This is a genomic window from Neobacillus sp. DFD-2R (genome assembly GCF_057747865.1).
Window position 1 is genome coordinate 4,663,759 of sequence record NZ_CM173228.1, and the last position, 23,816, is coordinate 4,687,574.

Genomic DNA, 23,816 nt, shown 5'->3' on the forward strand with positions numbered 1-23,816 from the left:
CCTTTCTTTACATACTTTGGAAAGTTTTTTCCATCGTAGCTTTAAATTCATTTATTTCTTCTTTTTTTACAGTTAACGGAGGCAATATCCTGACAACATCAGGTCCTGCCGTTAATATGAGTAATTGGTTGGCTAATGCTTTTTGAACAATTTGAGGTGCATTCCCGTCTACAACCAATCCTTTTAGTAACCCTTTTCCACGGATTTCTTTTATCAAAGGAAACTTTTCTTTTAAATCTTGAAGCTGTATATCTAAATAGGCTGCGATGTCGTTAACCTGTTTTAATAAATTGCTTTCAATTATATGTGAAACAGTTGCCACTCCTGCAGCGGTTGCTAGTGGATTGCCGCCAAAGGTACTGCCATGGCTGCCCGGATCGAATCCAATTGCGGCTTTTTCTTTTGCAATAATGGCCCCAATTGGAAAACCTGAGCCAAGACCTTTGGCAATACTGATGACATCCGGCTCGATCGAATATTGCTCATAAGCGAAAAGTGTACCTGTTCTACCAATTCCCGTTTGGATTTCATCGACCATCAATAGAATATCTAACTCTTTACAAATATGAGCGAGCTCTTTAACCCAATCCGGATTTGCCGGGATGACTCCGCCTTCTCCTTGAACGAGTTCAAGAAGAACAGCCGCAGGTTTTTTCGAATAAAGTTGCTCTAATGCTTTGATATCATTAAACGGCAAGTAGCTGAAACCCGGAACTAAAGGTAAAAAGCCTTGCTGGATTTTTTCCTGTCCTGTTGCAGAAAGAGTTGCTAATGTTCTTCCATGAAAAGATTGCTTGAAGGTGACCACTTCAAAAGCTTCCGTTCCCTTCACCTTTTGTGCATATCTTCTTGCCAGCTTAATAGCTGCCTCGTTGGCTTCGGCTCCGCTGTTGCAAAAGAAAACCCGGTCTCCACAGGTGTTCGCAGTCAGTAGAGATGCAAGCTGCTCTTGATTTGGGATGTGGTAAAGATTGGAACAATGCCAAAGGTTTTGTAATTGTTCTTCAAGCTTTTCTTTTACGACATCGGGAACATGCCCGAGGTTACAGGTAGCAATCCCCGAAGTGAAATCTAATAATTGGTTACCTTGATCATCCCAAACATAACTTCCTTTCCCCTTCACTAAAGTTACAGGGAAGCGGCTGTATGTTGCCATAACCGGCGAGGTTAGGGAGACAGAAGTGTTATTTGTCATTACGCAATCTCCTCTTCTAAAACAATTTTTGTTCCGATCGCTTTGCCATTTGAATAATCTATCAGACTATTTTTCTCAAATCCGTTGATGATTCCGACCTCCGGGATTTTATGAACAAGCCCGTCAATTGCCGCGGTTACTTTCGGAATCATCCCTCCATAAATCGTTTGATTATCGATTAATTCCTCGACTTTTTCCTTCGTTACTTTATCGAGTTTTTTCTTTTCGCCGTTCTGTTCAACTAGGATTCCGGGTATATCACTGATAAAGCAAAGGTTTGCTCCTAACGCTTTGGCAATGGCGGAAGCCGCAATATCTCCATTAATGTTGTATCGTTGCCCGCCCGTATCTATGCCTATTGGTGAAATGACCGGAATATGTCCCTGCGTGATAATTCCTTCTATCACTTTTTTGTTTACCTCAACTACTTCTCCGACGAAACCAAGTACTTCTGAATTATTGCTTGGTACTGCTTTTAACAATGTTCCGTCAACACCACTGACTCCAAGTGCACTTCCACCTACTTCAATGATGTTCCGGACAACCTGTTTGTTGACAGATCCGCTTAGTACCATTTCAACAACATCCAAAACCTGTTGATTTGTTACTCTAAGACCATTCACAAAAGAAGTTTCAACGTTCATATTTTTTAATAATGATGTGATTAACGGTCCACCGCCATGGACGATTATAGGAGTCCATTCACCAGATTGATGAAGTGAAATGACATCTTGATAAAATGACCTTGGAAGGTTTTCTAACACACTTCCTCCACACTTAATGACTAGAAATTTCATATGAACCTCCTTAAGTGCGGTAGGATGCGTTGATTTTTACATAATCATAGGTTAAATCGCATCCCCAAGCCGTTGCACTGTAATCCCCTTGGTTTAATTCTACAAATATTTGAATAGTTTCCAGTTCCAGATACTCTTTTACATCCGCTTCAATAATTGGACTTGGTAATCCGTTCTCAAATACCAAAAATGGCCCAATCGCTACTTTTATTGCATTAGGTTCTACCGGTACTCCGCTATAACCGATAGCTGAAACAATTCTGCCCCAGTTTGGATCGGTACCATAAATTGCTGTTTTTACGAGATTGGAAGAAATAATTGCTTTCCCCACTGCTCTAGCTGCATCGTTGCTGAATGCCCCGTTAACTTGAACTTCAATCAGCTTTGTCGCACCCTCACCATCTTTTGCAATGCTTTTCGCAAGTGACTCACAAACAATTTTTAAACCTTCCTTGAATACTTCCCAATCAGGATGGTCTTTTGTGAGCTGATTATTTTCTGCCATTCCGTTCGCCAGCACCAAGACCATGTCATTTGTGCTTGTGTCACCATCGACAGTAATCATATTAAAGGTTTGATTTGTTATATCTTTTAGTGCATAAAGTAAATCATCGTGTGCAATATTTGCATCGGTTGTGACAAAACCAAGCATGGTTGCCATATTTGGATGAATCATTCCCGATCCTTTAGCCGCTCCGCCGATGCTTACTGTTTTCCCATTAATTTTTACTTGGACAGCAATTTGTTTCATAGATGTATCGGTTGTCAGAATAGCTTGCTTGAAATTGTCTTCATTTTCATATTCCGTATCAAGAATTAGTTTAATCCCTGCTTTCATTCGATCCATCGGCAACAGTTCACCAATAACACCTGTTGAAGTAACAGCTACGAGGTGTTCCTTGATGCCTAACTCATTTGCAAATTCCTTTTGCATTTCCATTGCATCAAGTAATCCTTGCTCCCCTGTGCAAGCATTCGCATTACCTGAATTCACAAGGATCGCTTGAATTTTATTTTCTTTTGCAATGCTTTCCTGCGTCACCAGAAGCGGAGCTGCTTGAAAAATGTTCGTTGTATACACTCCAGCTGTAGTCGCGGGAACTTCGGAGACAATATAGCCTAAGTCCAGCTTTTTTCTTTTTATCCCACAATGCATTCCGCCTGCCTTAAATCCTTTTGGTAGGGTAACACTTTCTTCTTTTAAAATAACGATTTCTTTAGTTGATGTAGCTGGTGTCAATCTAATTTCCCCCTTTACAGTTCCCTGTATTCGTATTTTCAAGCTAGCTAACTAACTAGCAATTTATCATTTGTATTATGGATATATTGGTAAATCAACAAGACCGGTCCGCTCATCCCAGCTATTCATTAAATTAGCGTTTTGAATTGCTTGGCCTGCAGCTCCTTTAACTAAATTGTCGATGACGGAAATGATTGTTAACCGCCCTGTTCTTTGGTCAACGTGTAAGCCGATATCACAGAAATTGCTGCCAAGGACCTCTTTGGTTGAAGGGATATTCCCCTCTTTCCTTATTCTTACAAAGTGATGTTTTTCGTAAAATTTCGTGTATAACTGTACAGCTTGCTCGGTTGTAATGGTTTCTTTTAAGTTCACATATATCGAACACATTATTCCCCGAGTCATTGGAACCAAATGGGTTGTAAATGAAACTGTTATTGGGCTTCCACTTTCATCAGAAAGAACTTGCTCGATTTCAGGGATATGCTGATGTGAACCCAACTTATACGCTCTTAAGTTTTCATTTATTTCCGCATAATGGGATGTTAATGAAAGTCCCCTTCCTGCACCGGACACCCCGGATTTAGCGTCAATAATTATTGATTTTTCATCCGCTAAATTGTTTATTACACTCGGCAATAGGCCAAGTAATGATGCGGTTGGGTAACAACCGGGGTTTGCAATAAAAGTTGAATTCTCTATTATTCCAGGATAAATTTCACTTAAGCCATAGGTTGCTTGTTTTAAATAGTTTTCGTCTGCAGGTGAATGCTTATACCATGATTCATATTCTTCGGCGGACCTAAGCCGAAAATCTCCAGATAGATCGATACATTTAATACCTTTATCTAAAAGCTGCGGAACAAGATTGCTGCTAACCCCGGAGGGTGTGGCAAGAAATACTATGTCGTTTTTTTCGCTTAAGTTACTGGCATCAAATGCTTCCATAGGCTGTTCAATTATTCCTGTAAGATGTGGATAGGTTTGACTAAAACTGTTCCCGGCCTGAGAGTTGGAAACAATAGAGCCTAATTCCAAATATGGGTGCTTATTTATCAATCGGATTAATTCAACAGAGCCGTAGCCTGTTCCTCCAACTATAGCAGCTTTCATTTTTTCATCTCCTACGTTGCTTATATAATGAATTATTATACTTTTGTATTAATAATTATTCAATAGAAAAATTGCCTAATTTTCTCTTAATATTGAAAATTTATAGCTTTTAATTTTGGAAACGCTTACATAAAATGGCGTGAGATTATACAATTTTTATGCACATTCATACATATTAAAACAGGAGACTCCGACGGAGTCTCCTGTTATTGCTTCATCTTCGGATCAAGAACGTCCCTTAACCCATCCCCCATTAAATTAAATCCCAATACGGTCAACATAATCGCAATCCCCGGGAAAACTAATGTCCACGGTGCTTGGACAAGATACTGCTTAGAATCTGATAACATTTTCCCCCACTCAGGTGTCGGAGCCTGGGCACCTAATCCAAGAAACCCGAGTGCTGCTGCTTCGATAATTGCTGTCGCAATTGCCAAAGTTGCCTGGACAATAACCGGTGAAATACTATTGGGCAGAATATGACGGAAAAGAATTCGAGAATCTTTCATTCCTACTGCACGCGCTGCCATAATGTATTCTTCCTGCTTTACGCTTAATACTTTAGACCTTACAAGCCGTCCAAAATTCGGGATATTAATCACAGCAATTGCAATCAACGCATTTTGAAGTGAAGGTCCCAAAATGGCCACAACGGCAATCGCCAAGAGAATGCTCGGAAATGCGAGCATAATATCAAAGCAGCGTGAAATAATCGCATCTACCCAGCGCCCATAATAACCTGCTACAATTCCTAGTAAAGTCCCTAGTACCACTGAACCTAAAACCGAGAAAAAACCTACCCATAAAGATATCCTCGCTCCATAAACAATCCGGGAAAAAATATCACGGCCGAAGTCATCTGTGCCAAACCAATGTTTACTTGATGGTGCCTGCAACCTTTCAAGCAACTTTTGGTCTGTAATACTAAAAGGGGCAACCCATGGTGCCATAATCGCTAAGAGTATAAAAAAGATAACAATTCCGAGACCGATTAAAGCCAATCGGTTTTTGCAAAATGAATGCCATGCTTCCTTCCAGGGGGGCGTGAGCTCTTCTTCAATATGTTTCGTAGTAATTTCTACCGTATTTTTTGCAAGTTCAGCCACAATATAACCCTCCTATTTACTATATTTAATTCGTGGATCAACAACCACATATAAAAGGTCGACAATCAAGTTAATCAACACAAAGATAGCTGCGATGATCAAGATTCCTGACTGAATAACCGGATAATCACGGTATGAAATTGCATCGTATAAATACCTTCCAAGCCCCGGCCAGCCAAAGATCGTTTCCGTTAAAATGGCTCCTCCTAATAAAAGGCCCACTTGCAAACCGATAATCGTAAGAACAGGAATGACTGCATTTTTTAATGAATGCTTGTACACCACCCAGAACATTCTTAGTCCCTTGGCTCTTGCTGTTCGGATATAATCTGATTTCATTACCTCAAGCATTGTTGAGCGGGTCATCCTTGCGATAATCGCCATCGGAATGGTCGCAAGAGCAAAGCTTGGTAACACTAAATGCTGAACAACTGCGCCAAATTGATCAAACCTTCCCTGCAGCAGCGTATCTATTAAATAAAGATTCGTGATTGCCGAGACGGGATCTCTGACATCCTCTCGTCCGGTAGTTGGAAACCATCCTAAGTGGATAGAAAATGCCCATTGCTCCATTAAGCCAAGCCAGAAAATAGGGAGCGAAACTCCAACAAGTGCGAGTATCATTGCCACATAATCAAACCACGATTTTGAAAACCATGCACTGACTATTCCGGCATTTACGCCAATGATGACAGCAATCAGCATCGCAACGAATGTTAGTTCCATTGTTGCTGCTAAATAGGGCCAAATTTCAGCATTGATTGGACCCCTTGTCCGCAATGATGTACCTAAATCCCCATGCAGGAGTGCTTTTACGTAGTCAAAATATTGTATGTACCAAGGTCTATCTAATCCTAATTGTTGAGTTAAAGCAGCCACGGCTTCTTTCGTCGCCCTTTGTCCGAGTATCACCTGTGCAGGGTTCCCGGGAATAGCATGGATAATTGCAAAAACAACAAGAGTCATTCCAATTAATACCGGTATTAACGAAAACACGCGACGGACCGAATAAGTAAACAAGTACGCTCACCTCTTTAAAGAACATATTATAAATTCACAAAAGCCCTTTTAACCGACAAAAGGGGAGGCAAAGCTCGCTCCCCTTTTTCCGGTTATTATTTAAATTCCACTTTGCTTAGTACTTCTGAACCGGTTGGGTGCGGTAAATAATTTAAAACATCCTTTGAAGCAGCCAACAGCGGTGTTGAGTGAACAAGCGGAACCCATGGAGCATCATCGTGGATGATTACTTGGGCTTGTTTGTATAGGTCATTACGTTTTGCTTGATCAGATTCTGTCTGAGCTTTAATTAAAATGTCATGTAATTGGTTGTTACTATAGTAAGAATAGTTGTTACTTCCTATACTGTCTTTATCTAATAGGGTATATAAGAAGTTATCGGCATCGCCGTTATCACCGGTCCATCCAAGCATAAAGGCATCGAATTCACCTTTAGTAGCTTTTTGAAGATACGTAGCCCAGTCAACGGATTGAATTTTTGCTTTTACACCAATTTTGCTGAAGCTTTCCTGTATAACCTCTGCAACCTTCATTCCTTCAGGCATGTATGGACGAGCAACAGGCATTGCCCATAAATCCATGGAGAATCCATTTGGATAACCGGCTTCTGCTAATAATTTTTTAGCCTTGTCCAGGTCATATGGATACGCATCAACCGCATCGTCATAGCCTTCAACGGAAGGAGGCATTGGGTTTTTGGCTTCCAGAGCCTGACCACCGTAGAACGAAGCAATAATCGCCTTTTTATCAATTGCATAGTTTAGAGCCTGACGAACAAGCTTGTTATCAAATGGTTTGCGCGTTACAGTAAAACCCAGATAGCCTACGTTCATGGATGGACGTTTAATAATTTGAAGCTTGTCGTTTGCCTTGACAGTAGCTTCATCTGAATTGTTTAAGCCGTCCATTACATCGATTTCGCCGTTTGCAAGGGCATTTAACCGTGCTGTGTTTTCCGGAATTACGCGGAAAATAATTTTGTTTAACTTTGGTAAACCCTTTTGCCAGTAATCAGGATTTTTTTCAACTGTAATGCGGTCATTTTGTTTCCACTCAACAAATTTGAATGGACCTGTTCCAACCGGATGCTCTCTGTAAGAATCGCCGTATTTCTTCACAGCAGTTGGACTGGAAATTCCGAACGGAGACATCGCAAGGTTTTTAAGGAATGGAGCCTGCGGTCTTTTCAATACAAATTGCACTGTATGGTCATCAACTGCTTTAACCTCTTTAATAACGTGACCTGCATCCTTCTTATAGCCGCCAAACATTGTATAGTAAGGAAATTTATCAGAATCACCATTCATCCAGCGGTCAAAGTTGAAAACAACAGCATCTGCATTGAAATCTGTACCATCATGGAATTTTACCCCTTGACGAAGATGGAATGTATAAGTTAGGCCATCCGGAGAAATATCCCATTTTTCAGCTAGCCCCGGATGTAAAGTGGTATCCTGTTCTCCGTAAGTTACAAGTGTTTCAAAAATGTTTTGAGTAACCTTAAAGGTTTCTCCTTCAGTCGAAGTGATAGGGTCTAGAGATGTGGAATCACCGCCGCGGCCATATACGAGTGTGTCTTTTTTCGTCGCACTGCCGGACTTTGAATCGCCATTGCTTGAAGTCTTACTCGATTGACTACCGCAGCCAACAAGGAACATGCTGATAGCCAGAATTGAAATCAAAAGCAATTTCATAGTTTTCTTCATGAGTTCTTTTTCCCCCATTTTCTATTATGATTTTTTTATCATAAACGCAGCAGTTTACTCGTTAAACAAGTGACATGCCACATAATGACCACTGAGATTACGCTCTTCTGGCCTGGTCGTTTTGCAAATATCCATACACTCGGAGCATCTTGTATGGAATGCGCACCCGGATGGCGGATTTGCCGGGCTTGGAAGTTCACCCTGGATTAAAATCGTTTCCCTCTTGATATCAGGATCAGGGATTGGTACCGCTGAAAGAAGCGCCTGAGTGTAAGGATGCTTTGGATTTTCATAAAGCTCTTCACTTTCAGCTAGTTCTATTAATCTTCCTAAATACATCACACCAACACGATCGCTGATATGACGGACAACACCTAAATCATGAGCAATGAATATGTAAGTTAGCTGAAACTCCTTTTGAATATCTTTCATTAGGTTGAGTACTTGAGCCTGGATGGACACATCCAGAGCTGATACGGGTTCATCGGCAATAATAAGTTTCGGCTTTGTCATCAAAGCTTTAGCAATCCCGATTCGCTGCCGCTGTCCACCGCTGAATTGGTGCGGATATCTCCTTGCATGGTAACTGCTTAAGCCTACCACCTCGAGCATCTCTCTTACTTGCTTCCTTCGTTCCTCTTTTGTTCCAATTCCATGCACGATAAGAGGTTCTTCAAGGATCTGTTCCACGGAATGCCGCGGGTTTAATGAAGCATAAGGATCTTGGAAGACCATTTGAATGTCTCTGCGTGTTCTCCTTAATTCAGATTTTGACATACTCGTAATCTCTTTATCTTCAAAAACAATTTTTCCTTCACTAGCTTCAATTAGCCGCATTAGAAGACGGCCGGTTGTAGACTTACCGCAACCACTTTCCCCGACGATTCCCAATGTCTCGCCTTTTTTAACGTAAAAAGAGACATCATCTACCGCTTTAACTTCTCCTTTTTTGCTGCCAAGCAAGCCCCCGGTAATCGGGAAATATTTTTTCAGGCCATTAACCTCAAGAAGTAACTCCGACATGTCCGTCACTCCCCTCTTTCACTGTATGTAAGAAACATCGAACAACATGTCCAAATTTTTCTGTTTGATATAAATCCGGGGAAGCTACATGACATTGACCAACAGACTCTGAACATCTTGCAGCAAATCTACACCCCTTATGAATGGTTCCAGGTGCCGGTACGCTTCCGGGAATACTATATAAACGGTCCTTTTTTCCTCTTAAATCCGGAACAGATTTCAACAGTCCCTTTGTATAAGGGTGCTGTGGATTTTTCAGAATAGTCTTAACGTCTCCCTGTTCGACAATTTGGCCGGAATACATCACAATAACCCGTTCACATATTTCTGCAACTACTCCTAAGTCGTGGGTGATTAAGATGATGGATGTGTCTGTTTTTTTATTCAGCTCCTTCATTAGTGCAAGGATTTGTGCCTGAATGGTCACATCAAGTGCTGTTGTGGGCTCGTCCGCAATTAGCACTTTAGGATTGCATGCCATTGCCATTGCAATCATAACTCGTTGCCTCATGCCGCCGGATAACTGATGCGGATACTCCCGGAGGATTCCATCCGCCCTTGGAATCCCCACCAATCTTAGCAATTCAATACTGCGGACCTTTACCTCCGCCTTAGACAGTTTGGTATGTAGAGAGATTGCTTCCTTTAGCTGGTTCCCTATCGTAAACAATGGATTCAATGATGTCATAGGCTCCTGAAAAATCATTGAAATCTGATTTCCGCGTATTTTTCTCCAATCCTTTTCGGACAATTTAGTTAAATCTTTTCCATCAAATAAGATTTCACCATTCTCGATTTTACCCGGCGGTGAAGGAATTAGACCCATTGAGGCTAAGGATGTCACACTTTTCCCGCTTCCTGATTCACCAACAATTCCTAATATTTCTCCTTCTTTTAATTCAAAGCTTATGCCATCAACTGCGGTGACAAATTTTTTTCTTGATTGAAACGATACTTTCAAATCATTAATTTGTAGAATAGGTTGATTACTCACATTTACACCTACCTATATTTCTATTATTATAAATCCAACCTTATAAAATATTATAATATAATAAATTTTAAGATTATTATGACACATTAAAATATTCAGTTTTGTCTCTTTTTGTCGAATTGGTAAAATTTTTTTATAAAAAAACCAATCTTATTTGCATTAACGCGTTAATTTGGCACAATTATTACAAATTTCTAACATAATTTTACTTTTTTACAGACCATAAAAATGAGCAGAAACACTGCGCTAAAAACGAGCAGAATGAAAAAGTTATTCTAATGTAAGAAAATAGACCCATTCATATGAGCCTATCGTTAAAAAATTTTTAATATGTTTAATGATTAAACCTTAACAAAAAAGAGCACTCCAATGAGTGCCCTAGCTAAGGTTTTCTTGTTGACTATTAAAATAATCCTCTACATTGATAAACTCAGGCGATGAATGTGTTGCCATTATGCCATGGTAACTAATATCCAAACCAACTTCCTCTTCTTCGTCAGTTGCCCGAATTGCTACCACTTTATTGATCAGTTTCAACCCAACCCATGTTGATAAAAATCCCCATGTACATAATACCACTAAACCTAATAATTGAATTCCCAGCAAATGAAAGCCCCCGCCTGTAAGGAGGCCGCCTTTTGTTGCGAAAATACCGACAGCTATTGTCCCCCATATTCCTGAAATAGCGTGTACAGGAAAGGCTCCAACCGGATCATCGATTTGTTTAGCTTCTAACCAATTCGTAGCAGCCATCATCAACAATCCGGAAACGATGCCAATAAAAATGGCCGATTGATCACTTACAAATGCACATCCTGCAGTAATCCCCACCAGGCCCGCAAGTGAACCGTTTATGACAGATGGAGCATCTGAACGTCCATATCGAAATAAGGTATAAATCAAGGTAGCAGCTCCACCGGCGGCAGCTGAAAGCATTGTTACGATAGCTATGTGACCAATCCGTACATCAGTTGCTGTTAAGGTACTCCCCGCATTGAAACCAAACCAGCCAAACCATAATAAAAAGGCCCCTACCGATGCTAACGGTAAATTACTTGGCAAGGCAATGGATGAGCTTTCCTTGGAGGTGAATTTTCCTTTTCTTGGTCCAATAAGGATGGCAGCTGCTAAAGCTGAAAAACCTCCCAAAGCGTGAATTACGGCAGAACCGGCGAAATCCTCCATCCCCAATTTACCTAACCAGCCTCCGCCCCATACCCAATGACCCGCGATAGGGTAGATGATCGCAGTCATCAAAATAATATGAAGTAGATAGGCACGGAAATTAATCCTTTCAGCCACTGCACCGGAAACAATCGAAATTACCGCTATAACAAAGGCAGCCTGGAATAACCAAAAAGTATCAGTAGAAACTGATAAATGTAAGTAGGAAAAATTGCCTTTTAACATAAATCCACTCTTACCAATTATTCCAAACAAGTCCGAACCATACATTAGAGCAAACCCAATCAAATAATAACAAAGTGTACCAATGGTGATATCAGCAAAGACTTTCATTATTATATTGACGCTATTTTTAGAGCGAACAAAGCCTGCCTCAAGTAGTGCAAATCCGCCCTCCATTAAAAGAATCATTGCTGCTGTAAGTACCACCCATATCGTATCCAGACCAGAATGTAAGGCTTCAATGGTCATATCCTGTATCCTCCCGATTCCTTCAATTGTTTTATTTCATCTATAATATCATGCGGTAAGATAATCTCTTCTTTTCCGGGTTCATTGTTTACCAATGCTATAAATCTATCTAACTCTGCAATTCTTCTTTTGATTTCTTCAATATTGCTTAATCGTTGTTTTACATTTACCAGATATTCTACAGCCTGATGATGACTTGGGGGACGTCCGGTAAAAAATTTTCTGAAGGTCGGTAATGATTGATACCAAACTTCATGCGTTCTTCTTTTTTCCTCATACTTTATAATTTTATCCTTAATGTGAACAATTTCGTTTTCCTTTTGAATCTTTATTTTTTGCAACATCTTTACTAAGTCTTCTGATGTAAAACTATATATTATACCATGATAAAATTCATCTACAACATCCATGTCATATCTCCTCACATCAAATGTTACTTTTCCTGATTATATGGAGAAATCCGAATTTAGTCAACTGATTTTTCAGAAATTTAATTAATACCGCTAGATGATGAAAGCTAAAATTACATGAAATTTATTATTCAAGGATGAACGTATTTCAAAAGGTTATCTAAAAAACAAAAAAGCACCCAATGGGTGCTCAGGCTGTCGAAAAACCCTCGGCAGCCAATTATTTTTTTCAATCACTTTAATAATTCACCGCGTTAACTTGTTATAATATTATTAGTATATCAGTTTCAACATGTCTGTTGATTGGCGCTCCAATGGGAGGAGCACAAGGAAAAGGTAAGGTTAAATCACTTATCTAAATCGGGAAAAATGCTTTATAAATTTAGAAAGGAAAAAATTGAGCGAAGCTTCGCAGACTCAAAAGAGCTGCACAGGCTTCGCTACTGCCGGTTACGGGGATTGAAGAATGCAAGTGAACAGGCTCTTCTAACCGCAGCCTGCCAAAATATAAAAAAGTTTGCAATACACTTAGCAAGGTTAGAAAAAGTGTGTTGCAATACTTTAGGTTGATTTGCCTCCCTGTTGATTGGAGCGGAGGGCACTCGACTCCTGCGGGATAGAGAGGTCACTGGAGACCCCGCAGGCGCCAAAAGCGCCGAGGAGGCTCCAGTACCTCCCCGCGGAAAGCGAGTGCCCGGAGCGGAAATCAACAGGCACATTAGCAGGGAGAATCAATAAATTTTGGTATTTAGATTCTGACAAAATAAAAAATTGCAGAGAAAAATACCCTTTCTCGACAATCTGAGCACCCAATGGGTGCTTAATTCCCGGTAACCAACTTACCTTAGCTTAAAAAGTTTTAAATTTATATAGAAGATAACTAAACACGAGCGTAAGGAGCGAAAAAAGGAGCGCAATGCTTGAAAACGCCAATACATATGCATTATATTCTCCTATTTTTACAATCATCCGATAACTATCCATATGAAGAAATCCTGCAACAATGTTAAACAAAACAAGCAGGCAAAATATCATCATTAGCCCTCTAACGGAACTTTGGATATCTGCTTTACTTAACGCAATATGAGAAGAAATACTGATTGCCAACACTAGAAAAATCCAAAACAACGGATTGATAAAATTATGGAGCGTAAAGAGACTTTTGCTTATCGCAATTACTGCTACTCCTATCGTCTTTAAAACATTAATATCCAGCTTTTCTAACGAAACATGCTGATGAATTTCAGCTCTAAAGGTCGAGTAAGATTGCGGTACAAACAAATACATTCCAACTATCAAAGAGCCGATACCGCTAAAAATTGGCCCTAACCCAATAAAAAAGTTACCTACCTGCTGATAAATACTATTCGGATTATATTGATGTTCCACAAACCCAAGCACGCCATCAGGACTTTTTAATTGCAGCAATTTCACCCTGGATACCCTGTGCCCCCATAAAAAGCATTGAATGAGATGTCCTATTTCATGAATGGGAGTCCCTATCCATGCCGTTATAAGCACCCCTTGTGGCCCAAAGGCCCGAACCAAAAACTTGTTTGAATGCTTTTCAAAAAATCCCAAAATAAAACCGATTGCGATCAAAACACCTAAGAGATAAATCAATTCTATAAAACTTAATAAGAGGGTACTAATAAAAGATAATAAGATATTCATCTCTATTCCAGTTTCCTTTCACTAAATTTCTTTCTTTATCAACATCTACACTTTTTTATATTTTAAACGTTTTGGCTCAAATACTGCATATTTTGGGATTATAGCCAACAATCTTTTCACAGAAATGACTCGAAACGGTCGTTCACGGCTATCAATGTTATGATAAACTAATAGAAATTTAATTGTCATAAATGGGGGGGAACTACTATTAATCTAAAAGAAAAGGTAAAGAACCTCCCGTCCTTACCCGGTGTTTATCTTATGAAGGATTCCCGTGATGGAATCCTCTACGTTGGAAAAGCCAAAAATTTAAAGAAAAGAGTTCAAACGTACTTCGGGAACTCAAAGGCCCATTCCGAAAAGATTAAACGGCTAGTTAAAAATATAAAGAATTTCGAATTTATCCTAACAGATACAGAATTTGAAGCATTTATGCTGGAATGTTCATTAATAAAGAGGTTAAAGCCTATTTATAATAAAAAGATGAAGAGCCCGCAATCCTATACTTATATCGTGATACGGATGACTGAAGAGTGCCATTGGATTGAAATGGCCGGTACCCCCGATGTAAATGATGGCAATCTTTATTTCGGTCCATATCCTAACAAAAACACGGTGGAAAAATCAATCCAGGGGATAAAAATATGCTTTAAAATTAACTGCAGCAACCCTGCTAAAAAGAATACGGCTTGCTTGAATCATTCCTTAGGCTTGTGTATTGGAATGTGTAAAGGGGGTTCTACGGTTGTACAGTACAATAGCATCATTAAAAATATCATAGGACCGCTTAATCGTACTGATATGAGCATTCTGGACGAAATGAACCAAAAAATGCTAAATACCTCAGCGAAATTTGATTTTGAAACGGCTGCAAAGTATAGAGATTATATTGATGCAATCAGTACCCTTATTAAAAAAGAAAAAGTGATTGAATTCACAGAAGAGAATAAAAACATCGTAATCATTGAATCATTAAATGACGACACTATTAAGCTCTTTCTTATTAAAGGGAATAAAATCCTTTTTAGCGAAAAATATTTACTAAACGATTTAAAACAACTTTGTGCATTGATGAAGACTGCTATTTTAAATTTTTTTAAAACTGAGGTGCGTAACCTTTCCGAAAGAGTCGGTAAGGATGATATTGATGAGGCTCAGATTATTTTCAGCTATTTGACAGGAAGCACCTGCAAGTACGCTATTATTCCTGAAACATGGCTTGACCCGGAGATGGGTACGAACATTGATGAATCGATTAATAAATTACTAAAGGAAGTGGCTTCAAGTAACCACGAGACTCATACAACGGATCCCCACCTATAAATTAAAAATCTTTCATTAGGATTATGTTCACCAAAGTACGGGAGAATGATTTCCTTTTTCAATTCAAAGGAAGTATGGTTTTCTAAAAAATAGACATAATCGTTTGCCGGATAATATAAAACCAGCTCTATTGCCCGTTCAGATTTTTCCACTGAAACTAAAATATTTTTAATGATTTTCATAAAAATTTGGACGGTAAATGGATTAAAAAAATAAAATCGATTATCTAATGAATCAATCTGATACTCTTCCGCTAAGCAACACTGGAATTGAATTCTATCTTCACAATTTTTCTTTTTCTTTACATAATTCTTTTGATTTTCAATAGCTGCTTGATAAAACACCTCATTCATTTCTACCCCTACGACAGACGCACCAAAAAAGTAATGGATATAAAAGTTTAATCTTCCTTTCCCGCATCCAAAGTCAATAATACGATCACTGCTTTTCAATTCATATTGATTAAATAACGTATCAAGTGCACTATATGGCGTTGGTTCATAACGATGATAATGCAAGGACTTGTTGAATCCTTTTTGATCTCCGACTGTTTTTATATTCAGCAAGGCATCATAGTACTGTTCATTCATTGGTTAACTCCTATTAAAAAGAATTTTTGATTTTAACATCTATAATATAGATTTTTTCACCTGTATTGAAGTAACTATAGTTATTTTTATACTTTATAAAATCGTTGGTTTTGAGCGTGTTTCCTTTTATGACAATATTGAAAACAGAAGAAATAAACTTTTTTGTTAATGCCTATCTTCCCTCTGGATGTTATGGAATAAACCTGTTATTGTAGGCTCGAGGTACTATTTTGATTACAAAAATCGACAAGTTGAAACGGAGGGACAATGCCTCTATTTAAACCAAAATAATTAGAAAAATTGACCGATTTTCTTCCAACAGTTCGTTGGATTAATCATTTTAAAGGAGTGTCATTGTGAGTTTTTTTACGCGATTTTCATTAAAAAATATAGGATTAATTTTTATTATCATTGCCCTTATATTTGGCGGGGGAATCTATGCGACATCCTCGATGAAGATGGAGCAATATCCGAATGTCGATGTCCCTTATTTATCCCTAAATGTCGTTTATCCCGGCGCTACACCATCCCAAGTTTCAGAAGATGTCGGAAAGCCGATTGAGGATGAATTTTCAAAGTTATCAAACTTAAACAACCTATATGTGATTTCTTCTGCCAATAACGCCAATGTCATGTTGGAATTTTCCATGACAGCAGATATGGACAAAGCAGAATCTGACGTAACCGAAGCCTTAGCAAAGGTGAAATTACCGGATACTGCAAAAGCAGCAGCTATTCAAAAAATGGGTCCTACCTCTCAACCCATTTACCTCTTTGCTGTAAAAGGCAATGGCGATGCACCTGACAAAGTACAATCATTCATTGAAGACAAAATGAAACCAAAATTAGCTACCATTCCGGATATCGCTGATGTAACCATCTATGGAACAACGGACAAACAGGTTACCATTAAAATTGATCCCGATAAACTGAAGCAAAATAATTTAACACTTGATAAAGTGAACCAAGCTATTCAGGCAAGTAATCTATCAGCACCGACCGGACAAGTTACAATTGATGATAAAGTAATGGCGGTCCAAGTTGGGAAACAGCTTACCTCTTTGGACGAAATTAAAAATATTTCGATTATGAATATCCAACAAAATAACAAAGGGATGACGGATGCCCTTTCATCGTTTAGCAACGGATTTAAACAAATTGGCGGCACCATTGGTACTCTAGGAAAATCTGTCGGAATGACTTCCAAGCAATCAGAGCTACTGCAACAGGAAATTCTTGTTACAACAGGTATCAGCCAGCTTGCAGGACAATTACAAACCGACCAATTGAAACTGCAAGCGTTGATGAGCAATACTTCAGCCTCCCAAGCACCCGGTGGACAAGGAGCAGGGAAGGTTACCGGACAAGGCGGTTCCACACAAGGAATTGCTCAAGAAGTACAAGCATTAAAATTGAAAATACAGGCAGAGCAGAACAAACTTACTGAGCTTCAAGGTGCATTGAAGAAATTACAGGCCGGAATCGATAGTATTAGCAAAAATAATGCACAAAACCTTTCTTCAATGTCCAAAGGAAGTAATTCAGGTGCAATTAATTCGGCTCCATCCACAAGCACAAGTCCGGCAGTAACCATTAACACCGTAAAGCTTAGCGATATTGCTACGATAACATATGAAGCAGGTGAACAGGCGAATATTACGAGGTTAAACGGAAAACCGGCAACCGTCGTCGCTATTCAGCCAAACCTCGGCTCCAACACTGTAGAGATTGTAAAAAATGTAAGAGAAAAATTAAAAGAAGTTACTTTGCCAAAAGGGTATGAGATTTCCACCCTTCGCGATGAATCAGTTACCATTAACAATTCAGTTCAATCCATGCTGCGTGAAGCAATGTTTGGTGCGCTATTAGCAGCTGTCGTCACACTATTTTTTTTGAGAAATTTACGTACGACCATTATCGCGCTGCTTTCCATTCCGTTATCTATTTTTGTCACGATGTTCTTTATGAAGCAAATGGATTATTCTCTTAATATGATGACACTTGCGGGAATAGCTGTAGCAGTTGGACGTGTCGTCGATGATAGTATTGTTGTGATTGAAAACCTATACCGCCGGATTCTTACTTCCAGGAAAGAGGAGCGAAATGCCGGATTTGTATTAAGTGCGACAAAAGAAGTATCATCGGCTATTACTTCTTCAACCATAACAACCATCGGAGTATTTATCCCTTTGGCGTTTGTCCCTGGGATTGTTGGAAAGTTTTTTGCTCCATTTGCCTGGAGCGTGGTCATTTCAATTGCTTTCTCACTTGTAATTGCTGTAACAGTTATTCCGGTTTTATCGAAACTGTTCCTTTTAAATTTGAAACCTGTGGAACACCATGAAACAATCATCCAAAAAATTTACAAAAAGGTACTGGAATGGTCCTTACATCATAAAACGATTGTTATCGGTTTCAGTGTTTTGTTATTACTTACATCCATTCTTGGTGTAAAAAAAGTTCCGATAAACTTTTTCCCGCAAGAGAAATCCAGTTTTTATAATGTCTCCACGGACATGCCAGTTGGTACTTCCTTAGACAAAGCAAATTCTGTAGCTGCTCAAGTGGAAAAAGTCCTTGCGGATACTAAGGAAGTTGCAAATTACCAAACAACTGTCACTGCAGGACATTCTGCCATTCAGGTTACATTAAAAGAAACCGCCGATACAAAGAAGTTTGAGGATACTGTTCGTAAAAGGACAGATCATTTTGGCAAGGATTTTATTACTACTCTTAAAGCAACAGGCAACACACCGGGCGGCGGCGGTCTCTCGATGATTATAACGGGTTCGGATGTGAACTCCATAAATAAAGCAGCTGCTAAATATGAAGAAGCAATCAAAAATATTCCGGGTTTAGCCGAAGTAACCTCTAATGTGAAGGCAGTCCGGCCGCAAGTATCAATAACAGTGGACAATGACAAAGCTGTACAAAATGGGATTTATCAAGGTATGATCGCCGGTACTGTTCGCAATATGATCAGCGGTTCCACCGTTTCGAAGGTAGTTCTGAACAATAAAACAACAGATGTGAACGTACAGCTTGACGCAGGAAAACTGGATTCATTGCAAAAAATGGCCGATCAAAAAATAACCAATTCCCTTGGAGAGGATGTTTCATTAAAGGATATCGCGACAGTAAAAGAAACAACAGGACCAACCTCCATCCAACGCTTGAATAAAATGGAGTATGTATCGATTAACGGGAAATTCACATCAAACAATAGTGCTCAAATCCAGAAACTGATTAAACAAAAGGTATCCACAGTAAAAGTGCCTAAAGGGGTAAGCTATTATTTTGAAGGTGAAGCAAAATCAATCAGCGAAGGCTTCACAAACATGTTTTTGGCTATTGGTGTAAGTATCATCCTCGTCTATTTAGTCATGATTGTGACATTTAGTGAGATGCTGGCCCCATTTGCCATTCTCTTCTCCTTACCATTTGTCTTTGTCGGAGTCATTTTCGGGTTATTGCTAACACGCGAATCTCTCGGCATGCCTGCATTAGTAGGGATTCTGATGTTAATAGGTATTGTTGTAACCAACGCCATTGTTCTTGTAGATAAGGTTAAACAAAATGAGACAGCCGGGATGAATACCTTTGATGCACTTATTGAAGCAGGTACAATCCGGATTCGTCCAATTTTAATGACGGCCGTTGCCACGGTTGGTGCACTTATTCCGTTGGCTCTTTCGACGGAAGGCGGGCTTATCTCACGTTCCTTAGCGATCGTGGTTATATCCGGTTTAACAACATCTACTCTATTAACACTTGTGATTGTGCCGGTTGTATATTCTATTTTAGATAAAATTAGAAGCAAACTTTTTAAAAGAAAAGCGGTAGTAGAGGGTTAATAAAGAAAACTCGCCGATTGGCGAGCCCCTAAGGGCGAAGACAGAGACGTAGTTGCACTTATGCAAAATAGAAAAGTATAAACTTGTGAAAGTTTATACTTTCCTATTAGCCAAAAAAGGAGGTTATCGGTATTATTTGCCGATGACCTCCTTTTTCATTTTTAATGCCGAATTCTATAAACCTTATAAACACCGCTAGTTACCGAGACTTTTATGAATTCTTCGATATTTTCTTTCCAGGATACGTTCTGATCTCCATTTTTAAAGATTGCTACACCATCATTTACTTTAATCCACTTTTTCGAATCTTCATCCTGGAAATACCCTGTAATAGAAGTCGATAATGGGTGGAAAGCTTTCTTAATCGAATGTATCGTTCCGTAGTATATGTAGCTCTCGCCATACTGATCATGAATCCAATCGTCATGTGTGTTTAAGAGCCAAAGTCTTCCTTTATTAATATTTCCGACTAATTTTGCTTTTTTTTGATAGGTATATTTCATAAAAATATATCCCCTTAATCATATTGCACTATGAAATATTTAATAAAACTTAAACCAGTTCTAAGCTTTCTTTTAATACAGGAAGGGCATCTACAACATGTCGTTGGATCGCGAGTTCCTCAGGTGAAAAGCCTAAAGCAAGCCCGATCAGCTGTGGTAAATGAAGGATTGGCATCGTAATATCCTCTTTAAAGTTCTTTTGAGCGTCCGGCTGATAAGCATCAAGCTGCATTTGACATAAAGGACATGGGGTTACAATACAATCTGCACCTGAATATTTCGGTGACAAACAGTTTTTTCCGGTAAGATCCATCACTTCTTTTTCAGCCGGAAAAACAGCGTGGAATCCACAGCAGGCCAGCCGTTGATCAAAGTCGACACTTTCAGCTCCCAATACCTCTGCCACCATCTCCATTGATTGTGGGTTCATATGGTTTTCAAACCCCATAATATCAGGGGGCATTACAATATGACAGCCATAAAAATTTGCTACTTTTAGTCCTGTTAGAGGCCTTTTTACCTTTTTCCTTAGATTCTCTAATCCATAGTCCTGAATTAACGCCCATAAAAAGTGCGTTATTTCTAGTGTTCCCTTATACTCAAGCCCGGCATTTTTTAATCCTTCATTCACTTTTGATTTAAGTTTTTCGTTTTTATCCATTTTAAGTTTTGCAGTACGTAACATTAACGTACAAGTATTGCAAACTGTTAATAATTTTAAAGTACCCATTTCTTCAGCTAAAGCAATATTTCTGGCATTAATCGAGGTTGCTAAAAAGGTATCTACGTCCTGAATATGACTTGCACCGCAACAGGTCCAGCCCTTTAGTTCAATTAATTCAATTCCCAGAGCAGATGCTACTTTTTGTGTAGAGATCATGAGTTCTTCAGCTGCAGATTCTAATGTACACCCCGGAAAAAATGCATATCTCATGATTCGCTAACCTCCTCGGCAAATTTATAAATTTCTCTGACACCTTTGATCCCTTCAACAGCTTTTGGCATGTGTAAAGGGTTAATTTTTCCTTTTTTGATCATTCTTAGCGCAAAAGGAATGCGTGACATTGTGTTAATAACTCCCTCTGTTTTCACAGGAAGCATGACCTCATTAAGCCGGCCTTTATTTTTCACATCATCATGGAAGGCGTATGCGTGTTTAGCTCCCTTATTATTAACTTCACCCATTTTTATTGATTCCTGTCTTAAGTATGCAATTTGGTCTGTCAATGGAATACCTTTAGGGCATTTTGATACACATTGCATACAATGGAGGCATTTCCATAATTCATTTTCAAATACAGGGTTTATATGCTCTTCCGGAAAGGCATCCCTGGAATCAACGGCAAAACGATAGGCTCTGTTTAAAATAAATGGGTCTAAATAGGTTCCATCATTCACTGCAAGCTGATTACATTCGGATGTACAAACACCGCAAAGGATACAATCTGTCGGTGCAGCAATTTCATGATAATCGGATTCATCCTGAATAAAACCAGTTTCTTTGCTTCCTTCATTTGATGGCAGTAACCATGGTTTGACCTGTTCCATTTTTTCCAACTTCGGTTCCCACGCAACCACCAGGTCCTTGATTACTTCAAAATTATTTAAAGGTTCAAATGTCAACCTGTTAGTATTAAATGTTTCTAATACTTCATCCAAAGAGGTCTTACATGCAAGAAATGCATTGTCGTTTACCCTGACTGCACAGCTTCCGCAAATAGCATGTCTGCATGCTGATGTAAAATTCAAGGTTGGATCTTGCTGCTCACGAATGGAGGTTAATGCCCACAGGATGGTTTTTCCTTTTTCATATGGAAGTTCAAAGGTTTGAAACCATTCATTATTTCCATCAAATCTTTTAATCTTAAAATATAATGTTGTATACATTAGTATTTACGCTCCTCCGGTTGATATTTCGTGATTTTGACCGGGATGTAATCTAATCGATACTGGTCGCCCTCTTTATGAATCAACGTATGTTTAAGGAATTCTGCATCATTACGTTCTGTATAATCCGCTCGGGAATGGGAGCCCCTGCTTTCTTTACGTGCGATGGCTCCTAACGTGACTGCTTTTGCAAGTTTCAATATATTACCGATCTCAACATAATTGATAAAAGCCATATTATACGTTTTAGAAGGATCACCTGCATAGGCATCTTTATACTCTTCTAATAAATGTTCAACGATGTTTAAAGCTTTTTCCATATCTTTTTCGGTACGAAAAATACCGACATTGTACCACATGGCTTCTGCTAATCGATCACGAATGCTAAACATGCTGATTCCTGTCTTTTTATTTCGGATTGTTTCAAACTTTTTTCTCCATTTATCGGTTTCAGATTCCAATTTGTTTGTTCCTGAGAAAGAACGTTTCCGGGCTGTTTCTTTTGCACCCAATCCTGCATATTTACCGAATAGAACTACATCTGCAACGGAATTTCCGCCAAGACGGTTGGCACCATGGATCGAAACGCTTGAACATTCACCGGCAGCATGGATACCCTCTATAGGTGTACTGCAAGTTCTATAGTCACTAACATGTATACCACCCATCATGTAATGGCAGCTCGGCCTAATCGGTACGGGTTCTTTTATAAGGTCTACACCTTCAAATTCCAGTGCCAGCTCTCGAACTTGAGGAAGACGTTCCATTATTTTTTTCTCGCCCAAATGACGTAAATCCATCAGAACGTATGAACCCATTCCTTCACCAAATCCCCGGCCTTCCTTAATTTCTGTTTCAATAGATCTTGAAACAAGGTCTCGGGGACCAAGCTCCATTTTTTCCGGAGCGTATCTTGCCATAAATCTTTCTCCATCTTTATTGATTAAATACCCGCCTTCACCACGGCAAGCCTCTGATAAAAGAACACCGGTAGATGCAAGTCCCGTCGGATGGAATTGGACAAACTCAGGATCCTTTAATGGTATCCCCGCTTCGAAACACACAGCTGTACCGTCACCTGTCATATTAATGGCGTTGGTCGTTCTACTCCAATAAATGCGGCCGAACCCCCCTGTTGCAATGACAACTGCCTTTGCCTGAATCGGATGAATTTCTCCGCTGCGAATAGCCATTGCAACTAAGCCCTGAAACTTTCCCTCCTCCACTGCAAGGGACAATAGGTGCCAATCATCGAAAAACTTTACCTTATTTTTCAGGCACTGCTCGTACAATGCATGAAGGATAACGTGACCTGTTTTATCAGCTGAATAACACGTTCTCGGACTGGAAGCACCGCCAAATGGTCTTTGGGCTATCCGTCCATTTTCATCCCGGGAGAATGGGACCCCGTAAAAATCCAATTCTGAAATTACTTTTGGCATATTAGAAGTGAAAAACTCCACCGCATCCTGGTCTGCCAAAAAATCGCTTCCTTTAACCGTATCGCGAAAATGCTTTTCAGTTGAATCGGTTGAATCCCGATAAGCCATTGCAGCATTTATTCCGCCCTGAGCCGCACCTGTATGGGAACGGGTAGGGAATATTTTTGATAGGCAAGCAACACGCAAGTTTTTATCTTCGCTAGCTGAAAGTGCAGCCATCATTCCTGCACCGCCGGCACCTACTACTACAACATCATAAGTTAGCATGGAAATTTCCACCTCA

At 39.4% G+C, this 23,816-nt stretch carries 19 protein-coding genes and 1 pseudogene; 3 read left to right on the plus strand and 17 right to left on the minus strand.

The annotated features are described in order from the left end of the window. Positions 1-7: 7 nt before the first annotated feature. From argD to AC3ANV_RS23400, 11 genes are all read right to left on the minus strand, one after another. Positions 8-1,195, minus strand: coding sequence for an acetylornithine transaminase (argD, locus tag AC3ANV_RS23350; protein ID WP_488311015.1), 1,188 nt, complete (start codon positions 1,193-1,195; stop codon positions 8-10). Continuing rightward, positions 1,195-1,992 carry an acetylglutamate kinase gene (argB, locus tag AC3ANV_RS23355; protein WP_488311016.1) on the minus strand — a complete coding sequence of 266 codons (798 nt, stop codon included), beginning with the start codon at positions 1,990-1,992 and terminating at the stop codon, positions 1,195-1,197. Before argB ends, argD begins: the two co-directional genes overlap by 1 nt. Positions 1,993-2,002: 10 nt before the next feature. Beyond that, positions 2,003-3,232 (minus strand): bifunctional ornithine acetyltransferase/N-acetylglutamate synthase, encoded by a 1,230-nt coding sequence (gene argJ, locus AC3ANV_RS23360; RefSeq protein ID WP_488311017.1) that lies wholly within the window; start codon positions 3,230-3,232, stop codon positions 2,003-2,005. Between the two features lie 75 nt (positions 3,233-3,307). Beyond that, positions 3,308-4,345 carry an N-acetyl-gamma-glutamyl-phosphate reductase gene (gene argC, locus AC3ANV_RS23365; RefSeq protein ID WP_488311018.1) on the minus strand — a complete coding sequence of 346 codons (1,038 nt, stop codon included), beginning with the start codon at positions 4,343-4,345 and terminating at the stop codon, positions 3,308-3,310. A 206-nt stretch (positions 4,346-4,551) separates the two neighbouring features. Beyond that, entirely contained in the window at positions 4,552-5,451 is a 900-nt protein-coding gene (gene nikC, locus AC3ANV_RS23370; protein ID WP_488311019.1) for a nickel transporter permease, read from the minus strand. A 12-nt stretch (positions 5,452-5,463) separates the two neighbouring features. Then, positions 5,464-6,471 carry an ABC transporter permease gene (locus tag AC3ANV_RS23375; protein WP_488311020.1) on the minus strand — a complete coding sequence of 336 codons (1,008 nt, stop codon included), beginning with the start codon at positions 6,469-6,471 and terminating at the stop codon, positions 5,464-5,466. Positions 6,472-6,566: 95 nt separating this feature from the next. Continuing rightward, a complete protein-coding gene (locus AC3ANV_RS23380; protein ID WP_488311021.1) occupies positions 6,567-8,177 on the minus strand; it encodes an ABC transporter substrate-binding protein in 1,611 nt (536 codons plus the stop codon). Between the two features lie 54 nt (positions 8,178-8,231). Then, complete coding sequence (locus tag AC3ANV_RS23385) at positions 8,232-9,200, minus strand: ABC transporter ATP-binding protein (RefSeq protein WP_488311022.1); 969 nt, start codon at positions 9,198-9,200, stop codon at positions 8,232-8,234. Then, on the minus strand, positions 9,181-10,194 hold the full coding sequence (locus AC3ANV_RS23390; RefSeq protein WP_488311023.1) for an ABC transporter ATP-binding protein: 1,014 nt from the start codon (positions 10,192-10,194) through the stop codon (positions 9,181-9,183). Before AC3ANV_RS23390 ends, AC3ANV_RS23385 begins: the two co-directional genes overlap by 20 nt. 378 nt (positions 10,195-10,572) lie before the next feature. Then, entirely contained in the window at positions 10,573-11,850 is a 1,278-nt protein-coding gene (locus AC3ANV_RS23395) for an ammonium transporter (protein ID WP_488311024.1), read from the minus strand. Continuing rightward, the gene (locus AC3ANV_RS23400; protein ID WP_488311025.1) at positions 11,847-12,260 is read right to left on the minus strand and encodes a hypothetical protein; all 414 of its coding nucleotides are present in this window, start codon (positions 12,258-12,260) and stop codon (positions 11,847-11,849) included. Before AC3ANV_RS23400 ends, AC3ANV_RS23395 begins: the two co-directional genes overlap by 4 nt. A 315-nt stretch (positions 12,261-12,575) precedes the next feature. Between AC3ANV_RS23400 and AC3ANV_RS23405 the strand changes: the two are divergent. Next, positions 12,576-12,830: pseudogene (locus AC3ANV_RS23405) on the plus strand (transposase); the annotation flags it as partial. Between the two features lie 279 nt (positions 12,831-13,109). Here AC3ANV_RS23405 and AC3ANV_RS23410 read toward each other — a convergent pair. Continuing rightward, positions 13,110-13,934: a hypothetical protein gene (locus tag AC3ANV_RS23410; protein ID WP_488311026.1), complete on the minus strand. Its 825-nt coding sequence runs from the start codon at positions 13,932-13,934 to the stop codon at positions 13,110-13,112. 261 nt (positions 13,935-14,195) lie between these two features. On the opposite strand from AC3ANV_RS23410, the gene AC3ANV_RS23415 reads away from it, so the two are divergent. Beyond that, positions 14,196-15,257, plus strand: coding sequence for a UvrB/UvrC motif-containing protein (locus tag AC3ANV_RS23415; RefSeq protein ID WP_488311027.1), 1,062 nt, complete (start codon positions 14,196-14,198; stop codon positions 15,255-15,257). Here the strand turns inward: AC3ANV_RS23415 and AC3ANV_RS23420 are convergent. Beyond that, positions 15,233-15,847 (minus strand): SAM-dependent methyltransferase, encoded by a 615-nt coding sequence (locus AC3ANV_RS23420; RefSeq protein ID WP_488311028.1) that lies wholly within the window; start codon positions 15,845-15,847, stop codon positions 15,233-15,235. The two genes, AC3ANV_RS23415 and AC3ANV_RS23420, sit on opposite strands and share 25 nt — an antisense overlap. A 356-nt stretch (positions 15,848-16,203) precedes the next feature. Between AC3ANV_RS23420 and AC3ANV_RS23425 the strand changes: the two genes are divergently transcribed. Beyond that, positions 16,204-19,701, plus strand: a complete 3,498-nt coding sequence (locus AC3ANV_RS23425) for an efflux RND transporter permease subunit (protein WP_488311029.1) — start codon at positions 16,204-16,206, stop codon at positions 19,699-19,701. 161 nt (positions 19,702-19,862) lie between these two features. Here AC3ANV_RS23425 and AC3ANV_RS23430 read toward each other — a convergent pair whose 3' ends face one another. Genes AC3ANV_RS23430 through AC3ANV_RS23445 form a run of 4 tightly spaced genes read right to left on the minus strand, consistent with a single transcriptional unit; the run spans position 19,863 to position 23,800 of the window. Next, positions 19,863-20,204, minus strand: a complete 342-nt coding sequence (locus AC3ANV_RS23430; protein WP_488311030.1) for a molecular chaperone GrpE — start codon at positions 20,202-20,204, stop codon at positions 19,863-19,865. Positions 20,205-20,253: 49 nt separating this feature from the next. Then, entirely contained in the window at positions 20,254-21,138 is an 885-nt protein-coding gene (locus AC3ANV_RS23435; RefSeq protein ID WP_488311031.1) for a CoB--CoM heterodisulfide reductase iron-sulfur subunit B family protein, read from the minus strand. Continuing rightward, positions 21,135-22,091, minus strand: a complete 957-nt coding sequence (locus AC3ANV_RS23440; RefSeq protein ID WP_488311032.1) for a succinate dehydrogenase/fumarate reductase iron-sulfur subunit — start codon at positions 22,089-22,091, stop codon at positions 21,135-21,137. The genes AC3ANV_RS23435 and AC3ANV_RS23440 overlap by 4 nt, the downstream gene beginning before the upstream one ends. Continuing rightward, complete coding sequence (locus AC3ANV_RS23445) at positions 22,091-23,800, minus strand: FAD-binding protein (protein WP_488311033.1); 1,710 nt, start codon at positions 23,798-23,800, stop codon at positions 22,091-22,093. The genes AC3ANV_RS23440 and AC3ANV_RS23445 overlap by 1 nt, the downstream gene beginning before the upstream one ends. Positions 23,801-23,816: the final 16 nt, after the last annotated feature.

Coding starts and splice junctions, on each gene's coding strand:
- argD (WP_488311015.1), bottom strand. CDS start 1,195: ATGACAAATAACACTTCTGTCTCCCTAACCTCGCCGGTTATGGCAACA.
- argB (WP_488311016.1), bottom strand. CDS start 1,992: ATGAAATTTCTAGTCATTAAGTGTGGAGGAAGTGTGTTAGAAAACCTT.
- argC (WP_488311018.1), bottom strand. CDS start 4,345: ATGAAAGCTGCTATAGTTGGAGGAACAGGCTACGGCTCTGTTGAATTA.
- AC3ANV_RS23380 (WP_488311021.1), bottom strand. CDS start 8,177: ATGAAGAAAACTATGAAATTGCTTTTGATTTCAATTCTGGCTATCAGC.
- AC3ANV_RS23385 (WP_488311022.1), bottom strand. CDS start 9,200: ATGTCGGAGTTACTTCTTGAGGTTAATGGCCTGAAAAAATATTTCCCG.
- AC3ANV_RS23395 (WP_488311024.1), bottom strand. CDS start 11,850: ATGACCATTGAAGCCTTACATTCTGGTCTGGATACGATATGGGTGGTA.
- AC3ANV_RS23400 (WP_488311025.1), bottom strand. CDS start 12,260: ATGGATGTTGTAGATGAATTTTATCATGGTATAATATATAGTTTTACA.
- AC3ANV_RS23410 (WP_488311026.1), bottom strand. CDS start 13,934: ATGAATATCTTATTATCTTTTATTAGTACCCTCTTATTAAGTTTTATA.
- AC3ANV_RS23415 (WP_488311027.1), top strand. CDS start 14,196: ATGAAGGATTCCCGTGATGGAATCCTCTACGTTGGAAAAGCCAAAAAT.
- AC3ANV_RS23420 (WP_488311028.1), bottom strand. CDS start 15,847: ATGAATGAACAGTACTATGATGCCTTGCTGAATATAAAAACAGTCGGA.
- AC3ANV_RS23430 (WP_488311030.1), bottom strand. CDS start 20,204: ATGAAATATACCTATCAAAAAAAAGCAAAATTAGTCGGAAATATTAAT.
- AC3ANV_RS23435 (WP_488311031.1), bottom strand. CDS start 21,138: ATGAGATATGCATTTTTTCCGGGGTGTACATTAGAATCTGCAGCTGAA.
- AC3ANV_RS23440 (WP_488311032.1), bottom strand. CDS start 22,091: ATGTATACAACATTATATTTTAAGATTAAAAGATTTGATGGAAATAAT.
- AC3ANV_RS23445 (WP_488311033.1), bottom strand. CDS start 23,800: ATGCTAACTTATGATGTTGTAGTAGTAGGTGCCGGCGGTGCAGGAATG.